The sequence below is a fragment of the Sphingomonas sp. PWP1-2 genome (genome assembly GCF_049898305.1).
Lineage (GTDB): Bacteria > Pseudomonadota > Alphaproteobacteria > Sphingomonadales > Sphingomonadaceae > Sphingomonas > Sphingomonas glacialis.
In genome coordinates, this window is the sequence record NZ_JAFCXM010000005.1 from 245,085 (window position 1) to 259,560 (window position 14,476).

Consider the following 14,476-nt stretch of genomic DNA (forward strand, 5'->3'; position numbering starts at 1 on the left):
TATATCCGGCCGTCACCCCGGGCGTGATCCAGGGTCCATGCGAAGCGCAACGATATTTGGGCGGCCGCGCTTTTATCTGCCGGCTCGCATCGATGCCGGATCACGTCCGGCATGACGGAAAGCTTCGATGATCTACGACATCCGCCACGTCACACGCTTCGACTACGGCGCGCGCGTCAAGTTCGCGCGCTGCAATCTGCGGCTCAAACCGATCCACTGGTCGGGCCAGACCCTGCTCGACTATCGCCTGACGATCTCGCCCTCGGGCCGCGTCGCGCCCGCGCGCGCCGAGGCGGGGCTCGCCAATGTGATGCGGATGGTGGTCGAACAGCCGGTGCGCCATCTGATGATCGAGAGCGTCTCGCGGATCGAGATCGACCGGCCGGTGCCGATGCCGTCGAACGGATCGCCGCCGCTGCGCGAGATCGCCGCCGCGGCGCGCGTCAGCCGTGATCCCTCGCCGGCGGGCCCCGCCGCCTATCTCTTCCCCTCGCCGCTGATCCCGCTCGACCGCGACATCGCCGACTGGTGCGCGCAGGATCTGCATCCCGACCGCCCCGCGCTCGACGCCGCGATCGGCCTCGCGCAGCGCATCCAGAACGATTTCGCCTTCGATGCCGAGGCGACTTTGGTCGACACCACCCCGCACGAGGCGTTCCTCAAGCGCGGCGGCGTCTGCCAGGATTTCGCGCAGATCATGATCACGGGCCTGCGCGCCGCCGGGCTGCCCGCGGCCTATGCCTCGGGCTATATCCGCACGATCCCGCCGCCCGGCCAGGCGCGGCTCGTCGGCGCCGATGCGACGCATGCCTGGGTGCTGCTGTGGTGCGGGCCCGAGCTCGGCTGGGTCGGGGTCGATCCGACCAACGGCATCTGGATGGCGGGCGATCACATCGTCATGGCGATCGGCCGCGACTATGGCGAGATCGCGCCGATCGACGGCGTCGTGCTCGGTTCGGGCGCGCAGAAGATGGACGTCAGCGTCGACGTCGCCCCCGTCCTTGAGGCGGCGGCGTAACGAACGGCGTTTGCACTCGAGGCGGCGATACCCCAGATAGGCCGCACTGAACCTATTCCAGACTACCGGGGACTTTTGTGGCCGATCCATACACAACGCTGGGCGTGGCGCGGACCGCGTCCGAGGCCGAGATCAAGAAGGCGTATCGCAAGCTCGCCAAGGAGCTGCATCCCGACAAGAACAAGGACAATCCCAAGGCGAGCGAGCGCTTCAGCACCGTGACGCAAGCCTATGATCTGCTCAACGACAAGGACAAGCGCGCACGCTTCGACCGCGGCGAAATCGACGGCGACGGCAACCCCGCCGCACCGTTCGGCTTTGGCACGGGCGCAGGCAATCCCGGCGGCTTCCGCCCCGGCCCGGGCGGCGGCGGCTTCCAGGCCGACGGTCCCGATCTGAGCGACATCTTCGAGAACATGTTTTCAGGGAGCGGCGGCGGTGGGCGCGGCGGCTTTGCGGGCGGGTTCGGCGGCTTCGGGCGGCGCGAGCAGCCCAAGGGCGGCAACATCCTCTACAAGCTCGACGTACCCTTCATCGACGCGGTCGCCGCCAAGCCGCAGCGCATCACGCTCGGCGACGGCAAGACGATCGACCTCAAGATCCCCGCCGGGCTCGAGAGCGCCGCACAGATGCGGCTCGCGGGCAAGGGACAGGCGGGACCGGGCGGCAATGGCGATGGCATCGTCACGATCACCGTGCTGCCGCATCGCTTCTTCGAACGCGTCGGCGACGACGTCCGGCTCGATCTGCCGGTGAGCCTGGTCGAAGCGGTGCTCGGCGCGAGCGTCCGCGTGCCGACTGCCGAGGGCGCGGTGATGCTCACCGTCCCCAAGGGATCGACTTCGGGCAAGACGCTGCGGCTGCGCGGCCGCGGTTTTCATCGCAAGGATGGCACGCGCGGCGACCAGCTCGTGACGCTGATGATCGATCTCCCCGCCGACGACGCGGCGCTGATCGCGTTCGCCGAGGGCTGGAAAGACGAGTCGGCACGGAACCCGCGGGCAGGGATGGACGTCTGACCGTTTTAGCCGGAGCTTAGCTTGAGTCAGATTTCCCCCGTCTCGCCCGAAGTCCGCGCGGTGCGTGGCGAGGCGGGTGTCACCCCGTCCGATGTTCCGCCCGCCGCGCGGCTCCCGGCGCGCGCCTGGCAAGTGCTGCGGCGCGTGCTGATCGGCGTGTTTTCGGACGGGTTCATCCACGCCGGCAATCTTGCCTATCTCGCGCTGCTGACGGTATTTCCGTTCTTCATCCTCGCCGCCGCCATCGCCTCGCTGATCGGCCAGAGCGCCGAGACGCAGCGCGCCGTCGCCTCGTTCCTCCACGTGTTGCCCGCCAACGTCGCCGAGCTGCTCGAAAAGCCGATCCACGACGTGCTCCTCGCGCGCACTGGATCGCTGCTGTGGATCGGCGCAATCGTGGCGTTGTGGTCGGTCGGCAGCTTCGTCGAGACGATCCGCGACATCTTCCGCCGCGCCTACGGCGTCGTCTCGACCAAGCCGTTCTGGCATTACCGGCTGAGCTCGATGCTCGTCATCATCGCCTCGGTGGTGATCGCCCTGCTGTCGTTCCTCGTCCAGGGCCTGATGACCGCGGTCGAGCGCTTCATCTACACGCTGCTGCCGTTCGCGCAGAATATCGCGGGCTGGGTCGGGCTGTCGCGGATCGTGCCCGGCGTGGTGATGTTCGGCGCGCTCTACATGCTGTTCTTCTCGGTCACCCCGTCGAAATATCGGTTGAGCAAATGCCCGAAATGGCCCGGCGCGCTGTTCACCACCGTCTGGTGGGTCAGCATCACCGCGTTGCTGCCCGTCGTGCTGTCGCGGCTGGGCAGTTACGATCTCACCTATGGCAGTCTGGCCGGCGTGATCATCGCCTTGCTGTTCTTCTTTCTCGTCGGCCTCGGCATCGTGTTCGGCGCGCATTTGAATGCAGCACTGGCGGAACCGACCGAACACGGGGTAGAGAGCACGCCTGAAACGAATGAGGCGGTGATAGCGTGACGGAATTGATGGCAGGCAAGCGCGGGCTGATCATGGGGCTCGCCAATGATCGTTCGCTCGCCTGGGGGATCGCGAAGAAGCTGAGCGAAGCGGGGGCGGAGCTCGCCTTCAGCTACCAGGGCGAGGCGATGGAAAAGCGTGTGCGCCCGCTCGCTGAGCAACTCGGCGTCGCGCGGCTGTTCGATTGCGACGTGTCGGACATGGGCGCGCTCGACGCGACCTTTGCCGATCTGGCGAAGGAATGGCCGACGATCGACTTCGTCGTCCATGCGATCGGCTTCTCGGACAAGAACGAGCTGCGCGGCGGCTATGTCGACACCAGCCTCGACAATTTCCTGATGACGATGAACGTCTCGGTCTATTCGTTCGTCGCGGTGTGCAAGCGCGCGGCGGCGATGATGCCCAATGGCGGCTCGCTGCTGACTTTGAGCTATTACGGCGCCGAGAAGGTCATCCCGCACTACAATGTCATGGGCGTAGCCAAGGCCGCGCTCGAGACCAGCGTGCAATATCTCGCGGTCGATCTCGGGCGCGACAATATCCGCGTCAACGCGATCTCGGCCGGGCCGATCAAAACGCTGGCGGCGAGCGGGATCGGCGACTTCCGCCTGATCCTCAAATGGAACGAGCTCAACTCGCCGTTGAAGCGCAACGTCACGATCGAGGATGTCGGCGGGGCGGGGCTGTATTTGCTGAGCGATCTGGCGAGCGGCGTGACGGGCGAAACGCACCATGTCGACGCGGGCTATCACGTCATCGGCATGAAGGCCGAGGACGCGCCCGACATCGCGCTGGCATAGGCGGCGGTGCCGGTCGTCTTCAGGCAGGACGGATACCGGTTCTTCTTCTACTCCGAAGAAGGCGATCCGCGCGAGCCGCCGCACGTTCATGCCCGCAACGCCGACGGCGAAGCAAAATTCTGGCTGCGTCCGAACGTCCGGCACGCGCGCAGCCGAGGCCTGGACTTTCGCGCCCTGCGAAAATTGGCGATACTGATCGAAGCCCGTCGCGATGAGATTGAGGACGCGTGGAATGGACACTTCTCCTAGGCCGATGGCGGCCCGGTTCGATGACGATGCGATGTGGGTCGATCTCGAGGACGGTCGAACGCTGGGCATCCCGCTGGCGTGGTTCCCGCGACTCCTGCACGCGTCCCCCGAGCAACGGGCGGCTGTGGAGGTGAGCCCCTACGGCTTGCACTGGGATGCGCTGGACGAAGACATCTCGGTCGATGGTCTTCTGGCGGGGCGCAGGGACATGACGCGTCCGTCGCGCGACGCCGCATGAGCTACAACACCTTCGGCCACGCGTTCCGCTTCACCACCTGGGGTGAGTCCCACGGCCCCGCGATCGGCGCCGTCGTCGATGGCTGCCCGCCCGGCATCGCGATCACCGAGACCGATCTCCAGCCCTTCCTCGACCAGCGCCGCCCCGGCACCTCGCGCTTCACGACGCAGCGGCAGGAGCCAGACCAGGTCCGCATCCTGTCGGGCGTGTTCGAGGGGCGCACCACCGGCACGCCGATCAGCCTGATGATCGACAATGTCGATCAGCGCTCGAAGGATTATAGCGACGTCGCCAAGGCGTATCGCCCCGGCCATGCCGACTACGCCTATGACGCCAAATACGGCTTCCGCGATTATCGCGGCGGCGGGCGCTCCTCGGCGCGCGAGACCGCCTCGCGTGTCGCCGCTGGCGCGGTCGCGCGGCTGGTGATCCCCGAGGTGACGATCACCGCCTGGGTCGAGGCGATCGGCGGCGATGCTATCGACCCTGCCAATTTCGACGCCGCCGAGATCGGCCGCAACCCGTTCTTCTGCCCCGACCCGGTCGCGGCAGCCCGCTGGGAAGGCCTGGTCGACACCGCGCGGAAAGCCGGATCGTCGCTCGGCGCGGTGATCGGCTGCGCGGCGACGGGCGTGCCCGCCGGCTGGGGCGCGCCGCTCTATGCCAAGCTCGATGCCGAGCTCGCCGCCGCCTGCATGGGGATCAACGCGGTCAAGGGCGTCGAGATCGGCGACGGCTTCACCGCGGCGACGCTGCGCGGCGAGGACAATGCCGACGCGATGCGCCCCGGCGACAACGGCCCTGCCTTCCTCGCCAACCATGCCGGTGGGATCGCCGGCGGAATCGCGACCGGGCAGCCGATCACGCTGCGCGTCGCGTTCAAGCCGACCGCCTCGATCCTCACTCCCGTCGAGACGATCGACCGCGACGGCGCGGCGACCGAGATCATGACCAAGGGCCGCCACGATCCATGCGTCGGGATTCGCGGTGCGCCGGTGGTCGCGGCGATGGTCGCGCTCGTCCTTGCCGACCAGAAGCTGATGCACCGCGCGCAGATCGGCTGACGGCGCGGCGCGGTTGCGTTTCGCCACAACCACCCGTCATCCCAGCGCAAGCTGGGATCTCAAGCGGCAAGGGCGGACCGAGGCCGCTTGAGACCCAGCTTTCGCTGGGGTGACGCATTCGTCTTTGGTTTCCTTGAAACGCGCGGTGGATCGTTCCGTGAAACGTCCTGCTGCACTGCGGTGCATATTGAAAGACACCGCGACCTAGTCGCGTCCTTCGCATCGACATCTGTAACAAGAAGGCAAATTGTTGCTTTATAGCGATAGGTGGAGCGACCAATTGCCGAGGAGCGCGTTCTTAAGACTGACCCATTTGATGGTCACGTCATTCAAAAGGACAGACCCATGCGTATCGCAACCCTTACCGCAATTGCCGCAATGACGCTCTCGTCGGCAGCACTCGCGCAGACCACGCCGGCATCGCCCGGTGCGCCGACCACGTCGTCGCCGTCGACTTCTGATCCGATGACTTCCGCGCCGAGCACGATGACCCCGGGCACGCCTGCACCAACGACCGCAGACCCCGCCATGTCGACGCCGGATTCGACCGCAACGACGACGTCCACCACCGACTCGACCATGTCGACCCAGACGCCGACTGACTCGACGACCACCACGACGAAGAGCAAGTCCAAGAAGAAGCGCCCGATGTAATCGCGTTCCCCTTCGGTTCGTCACGGCCCCCGGTCGCGCGCAAGCGCGGCCGGGGTTTTTTGTGCATCAGTCGGAGAAAGGATCGCGCACGAGGATCGTGTCCTCGCGCTCGGGGCTGGTCGAGACCAGCGCGACCGGGCAGCGGATCAGTTCTTCGATCCGGCGGATATATTTGATCGCTTGCGCCGGCAGGTCCGCCCAGCTGCGCGCACCTGCGGTGGTTTCCTGCCAGCCGGGCATCGTCTCATAGATCGGCTCGACCTCGGCCTGGTCGGCCGCATGCGCGGGATAATAATCGAGCGTCTCGCCGCGCAGGCGGTAGCCAGTGCAGATCTTCACTTCGTCGAAGCCGTCGAGCACGTCGATCTTGGTGAGCGCGATCCCGGTGATCCCGCCGACCGCAGCCGACTGGCGCACCAGCACCGAATCGAACCAGCCGCAGCGGCGCTTGCGCCCGGTGACGGTGCCGAACTCATGCCCGCGGACGCCAAGCTTTTCGCCGGTCGCGTCTTCGAGCTCGGTCGGGAAGGGGCCCGAGCCGACGCGCGTCGTATAGGCCTTGGCGATGCCCAGCACGAAGCCGACCGCGCTCGGCCCAAGGCCCGAGCCCCCCGCAGCCGTGCCCGAGATCGTGTTCGACGAGGTGACGAACGGATAGGTGCCATGGTCGACGTCGAGCAGCACGCCCTGTGCGCCCTCGAACAGGATGCGCTTGCCCGCGGCCTTGGCGGCGTTGAGGTTGCGCCAGGTCGGCTTGGCGAAAGGCAGGACAAACGGCGCGATTTCGCGCAACGCCTCGACCAAGGCGGCGCGATCGACCGGCGGCTCGCCGAAGCCCGCTCGCAGCGCGTCGTGATGCGCGCTGATGCGGTCGAGTTGCGCGTCGAGCGCGTCGAGGTGCGCGAGATCGCACACGCGGATCGCACGGCGGCCGACCTTGTCTTCATAAGCGGGGCCGATGCCGCGCCGCGTCGTGCCGATCTTGCCGGCGCCCGAGGCGTCCTCGCGCAGCCCGTCGAGGTCGCGGTGGAACGGCAGGATCAGCGCGCAGGTGTCCGACACCATCAGCGTGTCGGGGGTGATCGTCACGCCCTGGCCGCGCAGCTTCTCGACTTCGGCCTTCAGCGCCCATGGATCGAGCACCACGCCATTGCCGATCACCGACGGCGTGCCGCGCACGATCCCCGAGGGCAGCAGCGACAGCTTGTAGACGCTCTCGCCGACGACGAGCGTATGGCCGGCATTGTGCCCGCCCTGGAAGCGCACGACGACATCGGCGCGCTCGGCGAGCCAGTCGACGATCTTGCCCTTGCCCTCATCGCCCCATTGGGCGCCGATTACTGCTACGTTTCCCACGGTGTTCTGCCTGATTGTTACGTTTTCGGTGCAGCCCTAATGCGAGGGGGGCGGGGGGTCCATGTCTAATGCGCGCCACGCGTGCGCGCGACGGGTCGAAGCGCCGCTGCGCGCGTTGCCAATTATCGGCGCGCGGTTCATGCTGGAGACGGGTTCATCGGATTAGACAGTTGCCATGATACTTTCGCCGCACGCCGTTCGTCCCGCACCTGTGCTCCGTCTCGCGCTGGCGGCGGCCTTCGCCTGCGCGCCGGTCGCGGTGTTTGCTCAGGCTGTCCCCGTGCCCGAGGCGGCGCCCTCGACCGACACGATCCGGCTGACCGACGAACAGCGCCGCGCGATCCTCGACCACGCCACCCCCGAAAGCGCCGCCGCCGCGCGTGGCGAAATGCCCGAAGCGGAGCGCAAGACGCTCGGCATCCACGGCGAGGTCGGCGCGATGGTCGGCTCGAACGGCCTGCGCTCGCTATACGGCGTCGCGCAGATCCCGCTGGGCGATTCGGCGGCAGCGACGGTGGCGTTCGAAAGCAGCCGGTTCGGGTATCGGCGCTAGGAAACGCCGCGCGGGCTGCGCGAACGGAAATCTGCGAGGACGCTTGCGCTTCTCGGCGCACCCCCCTAAGCGCATCGAGCGTCGGGGAGTGGCGCAGTCCGGTAGCGCGCCTGCTTTGGGAGCAGGATGTCGCAGGTTCGAATCCTGTCTCCCCGACCATTTTCCAAAAAATACGCTGAAACAGCCGCTTGTCGGATTACCGCGATCAGTAGGTTCCTCATCGCTAATGACGACTGCTTGATACCGCATGCCGGTAAGAGCGTCGAACGCCCGGTCTCGCAACGCCGACGATCTCGCCTCGCCGATCAGATCCGACAAAACCCGGCCCGCTGATCTGCAACGCGCAGACCAGTTGCAAAACCGCCGCAAATCGTCTCTCGGGGCGCGATGAAGAATTTCTACGGCTCGATCCTGTTCACGATCGTCTGCCTGCTGCTCGCGGGCGGGCTCGCTTTCTGGCAGGGCGGCGGGATCGAGCTTGCTGGCCAGTTCGTCTTTGTCGCGGCGGTGCTCGGCGCGATGGAGACGTCGCTCAGCCTCGACAATGCCGTCGTCAACGCCTCGATCCTCAAGGACATGGCGCCGATCTGGCAACGCCGCTTCCTCACCTGGGGCGTGCTGATCGCGGTGTTCGGGATGCGGATCGTCTTCCCGATTCTGATCGTCGCGGTTTCGGCGATGATTTCGCCGTGGGAGGCGGCGCGGATCGCGGTGGTCGACCAGGCGCGCTACGAGGCGATCGTCACCGGCGCGCATATCGGGATTTCGGGGTTCGGCGGCGCGTTCCTGCTGCTCGTCGGGCTGTCGTTCTTCTTCGACCCCGATCGCGAGCATGTCTGGCTGTCGTGGATCGAGCGCCCGCTTGCCGTCGTCGCGCGGATGCCGTTCGCGGCCTATTTCGTCGTCGCGGTGGTGATCGTCGGCCTGTCGTTCGTGCTTTCCGGCGCGCCGCGGCAGACGTTCCTGATCGCGGCGTTTTGCGGGGTGGCGGCGTTCTTCTGCGTCCACTGGATCGGCGCGCTCGTCGGCGGCGATGTCGATCACGCGACCGGGGCGGTGGTCCGCTCGGGGCTGGGGGCGTTTATCTATCTCGAGTTCCTCGACGCGAGCTTCTCGTTCGACGGCGTGATCGGCGCGTTCGCGATCACCAACGACATCGTGCTGATTGCGATCGGGCTCGGCATCGGCGCGATGTTCGTGCGCTCGATGACCGTCGCGCTCGTCCATGGCGGCCACCTCGCCGAGTTCCGCTATCTCGAGCACGGCGCCTTCTACGCGATCCTCGCGCTCGCAACGATCATGCTGCTCAGCATCCGCATCGAGACGCCCGAGATCGTCACCGGGCTGATCGGCGCGGCGATCATCGCGCTGTCGCTGTTCGCCTCGGTCCGCCACCGCAAGCGCCATCCCGGCGACTATGCCGATAACGGCGTAGGCGAGGTGATCCTGCCCGACGGCGATTGTCAGCCCGACAGCCGTACGCGCTGAGCAAGCCGCCTGGCAAAGGCCTCAGCGTAGCCGCACGCCGATCCACAGCGTACGCGGCGTGCCGAGGTCGATCGATCCGCCGGCATTGCGCGTCAGCACCGTCGCATCGAGCACATTCTCCGCGCGCGCGACGATCGACACGCGGTGGCCGAGCGGCAGCGTGATCACCCCGTCGAGCGTCGTCACCGCAGGCAGCAGCCCCGTCTGGAGATCGTCCTCGAACTGATCGCCGACATAGCGCACCGTCGCCGACGCGCCGAAGCCGTTGCGGCCCCAACCAAGCGTCGCACTCCCCGTGTGGCGCGGGCTTTGCGCCGGGATCAGGCCGTCGAGCGGCGCTTGCCGGCCCGATGCGCGAACGCGGCTGTCGCTATACGCATAGGACGCGTCGAGCGAGAGCGCGCCGTGCGCCGCATGCCCGGTCAGCTCGATCCCCCTGGCGACGATCGCAGCGACATTCCGCCGCTGGCGCAGGTTGGGCGCGATCGTCACGTTCGCGATCGCGCCGTCGAGCCGGTTGTAGAACGCGGTCACGCCAAGCGTCACCCCGGCGACGGGCGTAAGGTCGATCCCGCCCTCGACCCCGCGCAACCGCTCGAGCCCGAGCGCGGCATTCGCCTGCGTCGTGATCGGAAAGACGACGAACGGGCGATACAGCTCGTTGAGCGTCGGCAGCCGGAAGCCGGTATAGGCCGCGGTGCGCAGCGCGATCGCGTCGCTCGCGTAGAACAGCGCCCCGGCGCGGCCCGTCGCCTCGAACCCGTCGCGGTCGCCGTAGCGTGCCTGCGTGGTGACCGACCCCGCCGCATTCGCCTCGCGGAAGAAGCCCCGGGTGATCGTCCAGCGGTCGCCGCGCACACCCGCGGTCAGCACGAGCCGCCCGAGCGTCCAGTCATCCTCGACGAACGCGCCAAGCGTGCTGGTCTTGCCGCCCGCCGTGCGCCGCGTCGTGACGAGCCCGCTCGCGGCATAGGCGTCCTCGTACAGCGTCCCGTCGCCGAGCCGCGCATCCACCCCGACGCGCAGCACGTGATCGGCCCCGACCGGCGGACGCAGCTCGATCTTGCCGCCGAGCCCCGTGGCGGGCGTGTTGCGCTGGTCGAGCGTCAGCTTGGCGGTGGTCGCGCTGATCACGCGGTTGGTGAAGTTCCGCGTCTGGACATAGGCGAGCGCGTCGATCGCCCAGGCCCCGCGATGGATCAGCCGGACGCTGGCATCATTGGCCTGCGAACTGCTGTCCGCGCCCGCGAAGCGCAAGGTCCGATTGTCGCGATAGAGCAGCCCGCGCGCCTGGATCTCGGTCGCGGCATCAAGGGGCACGACCGCGCGCATCCCGCCCGACCAGTCGCGATAGCGCGCGCGCACGCTCGCCGCGGTGATCTGGCTGTCGGGCGTGGTGTAGTACCCGTCGCCCCGCTCGAACTTGCCCGAGAGACTGACGAACCCGCCGCCCACGTTAGGCGAGACGCTCGCCGACACCTCTTGCGCATTGTTGCTGCCATAAAACGCCTCGCCGGCAAGCAACGGCACGTCGCGCCGCGCCGCGCTCACCAGCTCGATCGTCCCCGCGACCGCCCCCGCACCGAACGCGCCCGCCCCGCCGCCGCGCGTCACCCGCACCCCGCCGAGCCGATCCGCCGCAATCGCGTTGAACGGGATATAGCCGAAGAAGGGATCGGCGAGCGGCACCCCGTCGAGCAGCACCAGCGCGCGGCTCGAGGCGTTGCCGCCGAGCGCGCGCAGCGTCACGCCCTGCGCCGAGGGATTGGCTGAGCGGCTGTCGGCGCGGCGGAATTGCTGGAAGCCCGCGACATCGAGCAGCACGTCCTCGACCCGGCCCGAGGCATCCCCCGTCAGCCGGTCGCGCGAGATCGTCACCGAGCCATAAGCGGGCACGCCGGGCGGGACGGGCAAGGGCTGGCCCAGCACCACGATGTCGGGTCCGTCGCTCGGCGCTGGCGGCGGAGCCTGCTGCCCAAGCGCGGGAAGGGGTGCTGCAAGGGCGAGCAGCGGGAGGAGCGATACGCGATACATAGGTGAGGCCAGACCTGATCGGGAGAAGATCGGCGCCGCCGCGCGTCATCCCGTCGGGACGACGCCCGGCATCGCCTGCAGCAGCGACCAGCCCTCTGGCAGATAATCGAGCGACATGTAGAAATAAAACGCACACGACCCGTCGCCGCGATAGCTCGCGCCCTTCAATATGCCGAGCGCGGTGGTGCCGCTGAACACCGGCGATCCGCTGTCGCCGCCCTTGCACGTCGGGCCCGACACGGTGACCCAGGTCGGCAGGCACGGCCCGCCGCACAGATCCCCCGCGGGCGCGAAATCGGTGAGCTGGACGAGCGCGCAGCTATAGCCGGTGCGCTCGCCACGATGGCACACGAAATCACCCGCGCGCGTGCTCGCGCGGCCGCGGCTGCCCGTTACCGGGCGCAGCCGCGCCCGCGCGGCATCGGCATAGAAGGTCGGCGGCAACGGCCCGAGCGCGGCGTTGATCTGGACGTCGCGATAGCCCCAGCCCCATTGCCCGACGAAGCTGAGCGGCTCGATCACCCCGCGTGCACCGCGATAGTCGAGATGGTCGACGCAGTGCGCCGCCGTCGTCACCGCGCTGCGCACGCCGTCGGTGATGTTGAAGCCGGTGGTGCAGACATAGCGCCGCTTGTCGTCAGGGTTGAGCCCCTCGACTCGCGCGCCGCCCTCGGGCGAGAGGTTGACGTCCTTCTGGTTGAGCGCGCGGACCTTGACCGGCACGCCCGCGATCGCGCCGAGCCGCTGCTCGAGGCTGGCGGCGCCCTCGGCGGCGTCGCTGCTGCCGATCGTCACGACGAGCGCGCCGGTGTGCGGATCGAGCCCCATGCCGGGCGGGGTGCGCAAAGCGGCGCGGATCGCCGCCTGGTGATTGGTCATCGCCCAGATCACGCGCTCGCGCGTGACCGCGGCGCCGGGGCGGAACACGATCGGCACGGTTATGCCGCCCGCGCTGATCTGCTCGGGCGCGACGGGGGCGGTGCCGGTGAGATTGACGACGATGCGATAGGCCGGGCGATGCTCGATCGCGATCCCGGCGAGCCGGTCGCGATACCGCTCGGCGATCGCATCGGTGACGGGAACGCTCGCATCCTGCACTGCCAGCCGTGCGATCGCCTCGCGTAAGGGGACCGCGAAGAGCTTGGCATATTCGGCGGCATCTTCCGCGCGCGCGGTGGCGGCGGTTTCGACGATCGGCAGCGCGACGAGCGGGGGCGGGGTGGTCTTGGTGTCGATCAGCGGGAATGCTGTCGCCGTGATAGCGGGAGGCTGCGCGATCTGCGTCGGGATGATCGGCGCGGCCGACTGCGCCCAGGCGCTGGCCGGGATGAGGAGAAGGGCGGTTGCGAGGGGGGAAATGCGCACTCTTGTATAATAGCGGATTGCCGGTGCGGCGGGAACGGGAAAGCGCTCGCGTGACGAGCGGGATGGCTGACGCGAGCCTGCCCGGATGGCGAGACCGGACCCGCCGTTCGATCGCCATTTCTCGATTGCTTTGCCGTAGATGCAGGCGGATACTATCGCGAACACAAGCGGCTCTTGTACGCATTTCTCCATCACTGTTCGACAGGGAGTAGGTACGATGATCAAACTGCTGATACTTGGCGTGGCGGCGACGACCGCTGTATCCGCCAGCGCGCAAACGACTGTTCTCGACGGCGGAATGGGCGCCCCGAACTACAGCACCTATCGAACGTCGATCGAAAGCCTGAACGCCGCGCCGTCTTCGGAAACCCCGACGATGCGCGCTGCAAAGCTGGCGCGCGCCAACGCGCTCAAGGCCGAGGCCGAGACGTTGTTGCGCCAGGATGGCGGGACATTCACCCCCCAGCACATCGCGTATATCCGCGGCAAAGCCTGCGACATTCTCGGCCATTCGCGCGTCGAGATGGGAAGCCTGGTCCCGCGGCGCCGCTGCGTCTGATCGGCCGTCCCAGGCCGATCCCGGATCGCGCGGGGGTTCGGGCGAACACCTGGCGCTCGGCGCAGGAGCCTAGGGGCGAATAAGTCGCGGTCTCAACACCGCGACCGTCGCCCGCCGCGCGACATCATTTCAATTTCGCGAGCGTAATGCTGCTGCCCCGCACCACCCAGACCTGCTTATCGGAGGTGGCGACGAACACCGGCATCTTCAGGCTGTACGATGCAAAGACATGGATCTCGGTGGGTACGGGATCGAGCAGATGCGTAACGGTGACGCCGACCGGCTTGGCGCCGGCTGGAAGCTTCGGCACCGCCAAATTGAGACAGCTCACCGTATACGGGCGCGACGAGACCACGGTGCCGTCGGGTGCCACGACGATGCGATAATTCCCGCCCATCGGATAGGTCGTCGCATCGGGCATCGCGGACAACAGGTACACCGCGATCGGACCGCCGTTGCGCGACGGCAGGACGACGGTGTTGAACGGGAAAGCGGTGCAGGGCTTGTACGCGCGCTCGACCGCCCGTGCCGCTGCCACGGTACGGGCGCGCGCGAGGATCGCCTGATCTGCGCTCAACGCGACGGGGGTGGCGAGCAATTCCTTGCGGACGACCTGACCGGCGCGCACATCCGCGACGAAGAACGCCCGCGCCGCGTCGCCCGCGCCGCGATAATAGGTGACTCGCAAGGTCTGCGGATCGGCCAGCTCGACGACATAGCCGCCGACGCCGGTGAGTTGGTCCTTGGGAACGGTTGCGGTCACCGCATCCGTGCTCGTCCAGGCCGCCCGGTCGAAAAGGTAGAGCAGCCGGCCGATGCTGGCGGATTGGGCAACCCGCTGTTCGGCGGACGGGAGCGGTGGAGCGGCGCCGGGCAATGCCGGCGCGGCAGGCGGAGCGTCCGACGCCTGAACGCCGGCCGCGGCCAAGACTGCAGCGAAAATCAGTGACATCGTCTTCCCCCGATGGCCGGAGGCTGGACGAAGCCACGCGCGTTGGCAATCCCGCTGCGGGCGAATATCTTGGGATCGCGGGCTGCGTCCGCCCGATCCGACAGGGCCGCTGTCCTACAACCCCGCGCCTGTGGTATACGTCTCCC

At 67.7% G+C, this 14,476-nt stretch carries 15 protein-coding genes and 1 tRNA gene; 11 read left to right on the forward strand and 5 right to left on the reverse strand.

From position 1 onward, the window contains the following. Window positions 1–127: 127 nt before the first annotated feature. The 7 genes from ACP7C5_RS14450 to aroC all read left to right on the forward strand — a co-directional run bounded on the left by ACP7C5_RS14450 (window position 128) and on the right by aroC (window position 5,369). Window positions 128–1,018, forward strand: a complete 891-nt coding sequence (locus ACP7C5_RS14450) for a transglutaminase family protein (protein WP_332793476.1) — start codon at window positions 128–130, stop codon at window positions 1,016–1,018. Window positions 1,019–1,095: 77 nt separating this feature from the next. Next, window positions 1,096–2,037, forward strand: coding sequence for a DnaJ C-terminal domain-containing protein (locus ACP7C5_RS14455; RefSeq protein ID WP_426264776.1), 942 nt, complete (start codon window positions 1,096–1,098; stop codon window positions 2,035–2,037). A 21-nt stretch (window positions 2,038–2,058) separates the two neighbouring features. After that, window positions 2,059–3,018 (forward strand): YihY/virulence factor BrkB family protein, encoded by a 960-nt coding sequence (locus tag ACP7C5_RS14460; RefSeq protein ID WP_426264777.1) that lies wholly within the window; start codon window positions 2,059–2,061, stop codon window positions 3,016–3,018. After that, a complete protein-coding gene (gene fabI / locus ACP7C5_RS14465; RefSeq protein WP_133187333.1) occupies window positions 3,015–3,818 on the forward strand; it encodes an enoyl-ACP reductase FabI in 804 nt (267 codons plus the stop codon). The genes ACP7C5_RS14460 and fabI overlap by 4 nt, the downstream gene beginning before the upstream one ends. 6 nt (window positions 3,819–3,824) lie before the next feature. After that, window positions 3,825–4,067: a DUF4160 domain-containing protein gene (locus ACP7C5_RS14470; RefSeq protein ID WP_426264778.1), complete on the forward strand. Its 243-nt coding sequence runs from the start codon at window positions 3,825–3,827 to the stop codon at window positions 4,065–4,067. Then, a complete protein-coding gene (locus ACP7C5_RS14475) occupies window positions 4,051–4,305 on the forward strand; it encodes a DUF2442 domain-containing protein (protein ID WP_426264779.1) in 255 nt (84 codons plus the stop codon). Before ACP7C5_RS14470 ends, ACP7C5_RS14475 begins: the two co-directional genes overlap by 17 nt. Next, window positions 4,302–5,369: a chorismate synthase gene (gene aroC / locus ACP7C5_RS14480; RefSeq protein WP_133187339.1), complete on the forward strand. Its 1,068-nt coding sequence runs from the start codon at window positions 4,302–4,304 to the stop codon at window positions 5,367–5,369. Before ACP7C5_RS14475 ends, aroC begins: the two co-directional genes overlap by 4 nt. A 329-nt stretch (window positions 5,370–5,698) precedes the next feature. On the opposite strand, the gene ACP7C5_RS14485 is transcribed toward aroC, so the two are convergent. Continuing rightward, on the reverse strand, window positions 5,699–6,004 hold the full coding sequence (locus ACP7C5_RS14485; protein ID WP_426264780.1) for a hypothetical protein: 306 nt from the start codon (window positions 6,002–6,004) through the stop codon (window positions 5,699–5,701). Window positions 6,005–6,089: 85 nt separating this feature from the next. Next, on the reverse strand, window positions 6,090–7,379 hold the full coding sequence (locus ACP7C5_RS14490) for an adenylosuccinate synthase (protein ID WP_426264781.1): 1,290 nt from the start codon (window positions 7,377–7,379) through the stop codon (window positions 6,090–6,092). A 175-nt stretch (window positions 7,380–7,554) separates the two neighbouring features. On the opposite strand from ACP7C5_RS14490, the gene ACP7C5_RS14495 reads away from it, so the two are divergent. From ACP7C5_RS14495 to ACP7C5_RS14505, 3 genes are all read left to right on the forward strand, one after another. Beyond that, window positions 7,555–7,932 carry a hypothetical protein gene (locus tag ACP7C5_RS14495; RefSeq protein WP_189676858.1) on the forward strand — a complete coding sequence of 126 codons (378 nt, stop codon included), beginning with the start codon at window positions 7,555–7,557 and terminating at the stop codon, window positions 7,930–7,932. An 82-nt stretch (window positions 7,933–8,014) separates the two neighbouring features. After that, window positions 8,015–8,091: transfer RNA gene (locus tag ACP7C5_RS14500), tRNA-Pro, on the forward strand. Window positions 8,092–8,319: 228 nt separating this feature from the next. Then, window positions 8,320–9,420: a DUF475 domain-containing protein gene (locus ACP7C5_RS14505; protein ID WP_426264782.1), complete on the forward strand. Its 1,101-nt coding sequence runs from the start codon at window positions 8,320–8,322 to the stop codon at window positions 9,418–9,420. A gap of 21 nt (window positions 9,421–9,441) precedes the next feature. On the opposite strand, the gene ACP7C5_RS14510 is transcribed toward ACP7C5_RS14505, so the two are convergent. Next, complete coding sequence (locus tag ACP7C5_RS14510) at window positions 9,442–11,454, reverse strand: TonB-dependent receptor (RefSeq protein ID WP_426264783.1); 2,013 nt, start codon at window positions 11,452–11,454, stop codon at window positions 9,442–9,444. 45 nt (window positions 11,455–11,499) lie between these two features. Beyond that, a complete protein-coding gene (locus ACP7C5_RS14515) occupies window positions 11,500–12,819 on the reverse strand; it encodes a hypothetical protein (protein WP_426264784.1) in 1,320 nt (439 codons plus the stop codon). Between the two features lie 217 nt (window positions 12,820–13,036). Between ACP7C5_RS14515 and ACP7C5_RS14520 the strand changes: the two genes are divergently transcribed. Next, the gene (locus ACP7C5_RS14520; protein ID WP_189676871.1) at window positions 13,037–13,378 is read left to right on the forward strand and encodes a hypothetical protein; all 342 of its coding nucleotides are present in this window, start codon (window positions 13,037–13,039) and stop codon (window positions 13,376–13,378) included. 124 nt (window positions 13,379–13,502) lie between these two features. Here the strand turns inward: ACP7C5_RS14520 and ACP7C5_RS14525 are convergent, their stop codons facing one another. After that, window positions 13,503–14,330, reverse strand: a complete 828-nt coding sequence (locus ACP7C5_RS14525; protein WP_426264785.1) for a hypothetical protein — start codon at window positions 14,328–14,330, stop codon at window positions 13,503–13,505. Window positions 14,331–14,476: the final 146 nt, after the last annotated feature.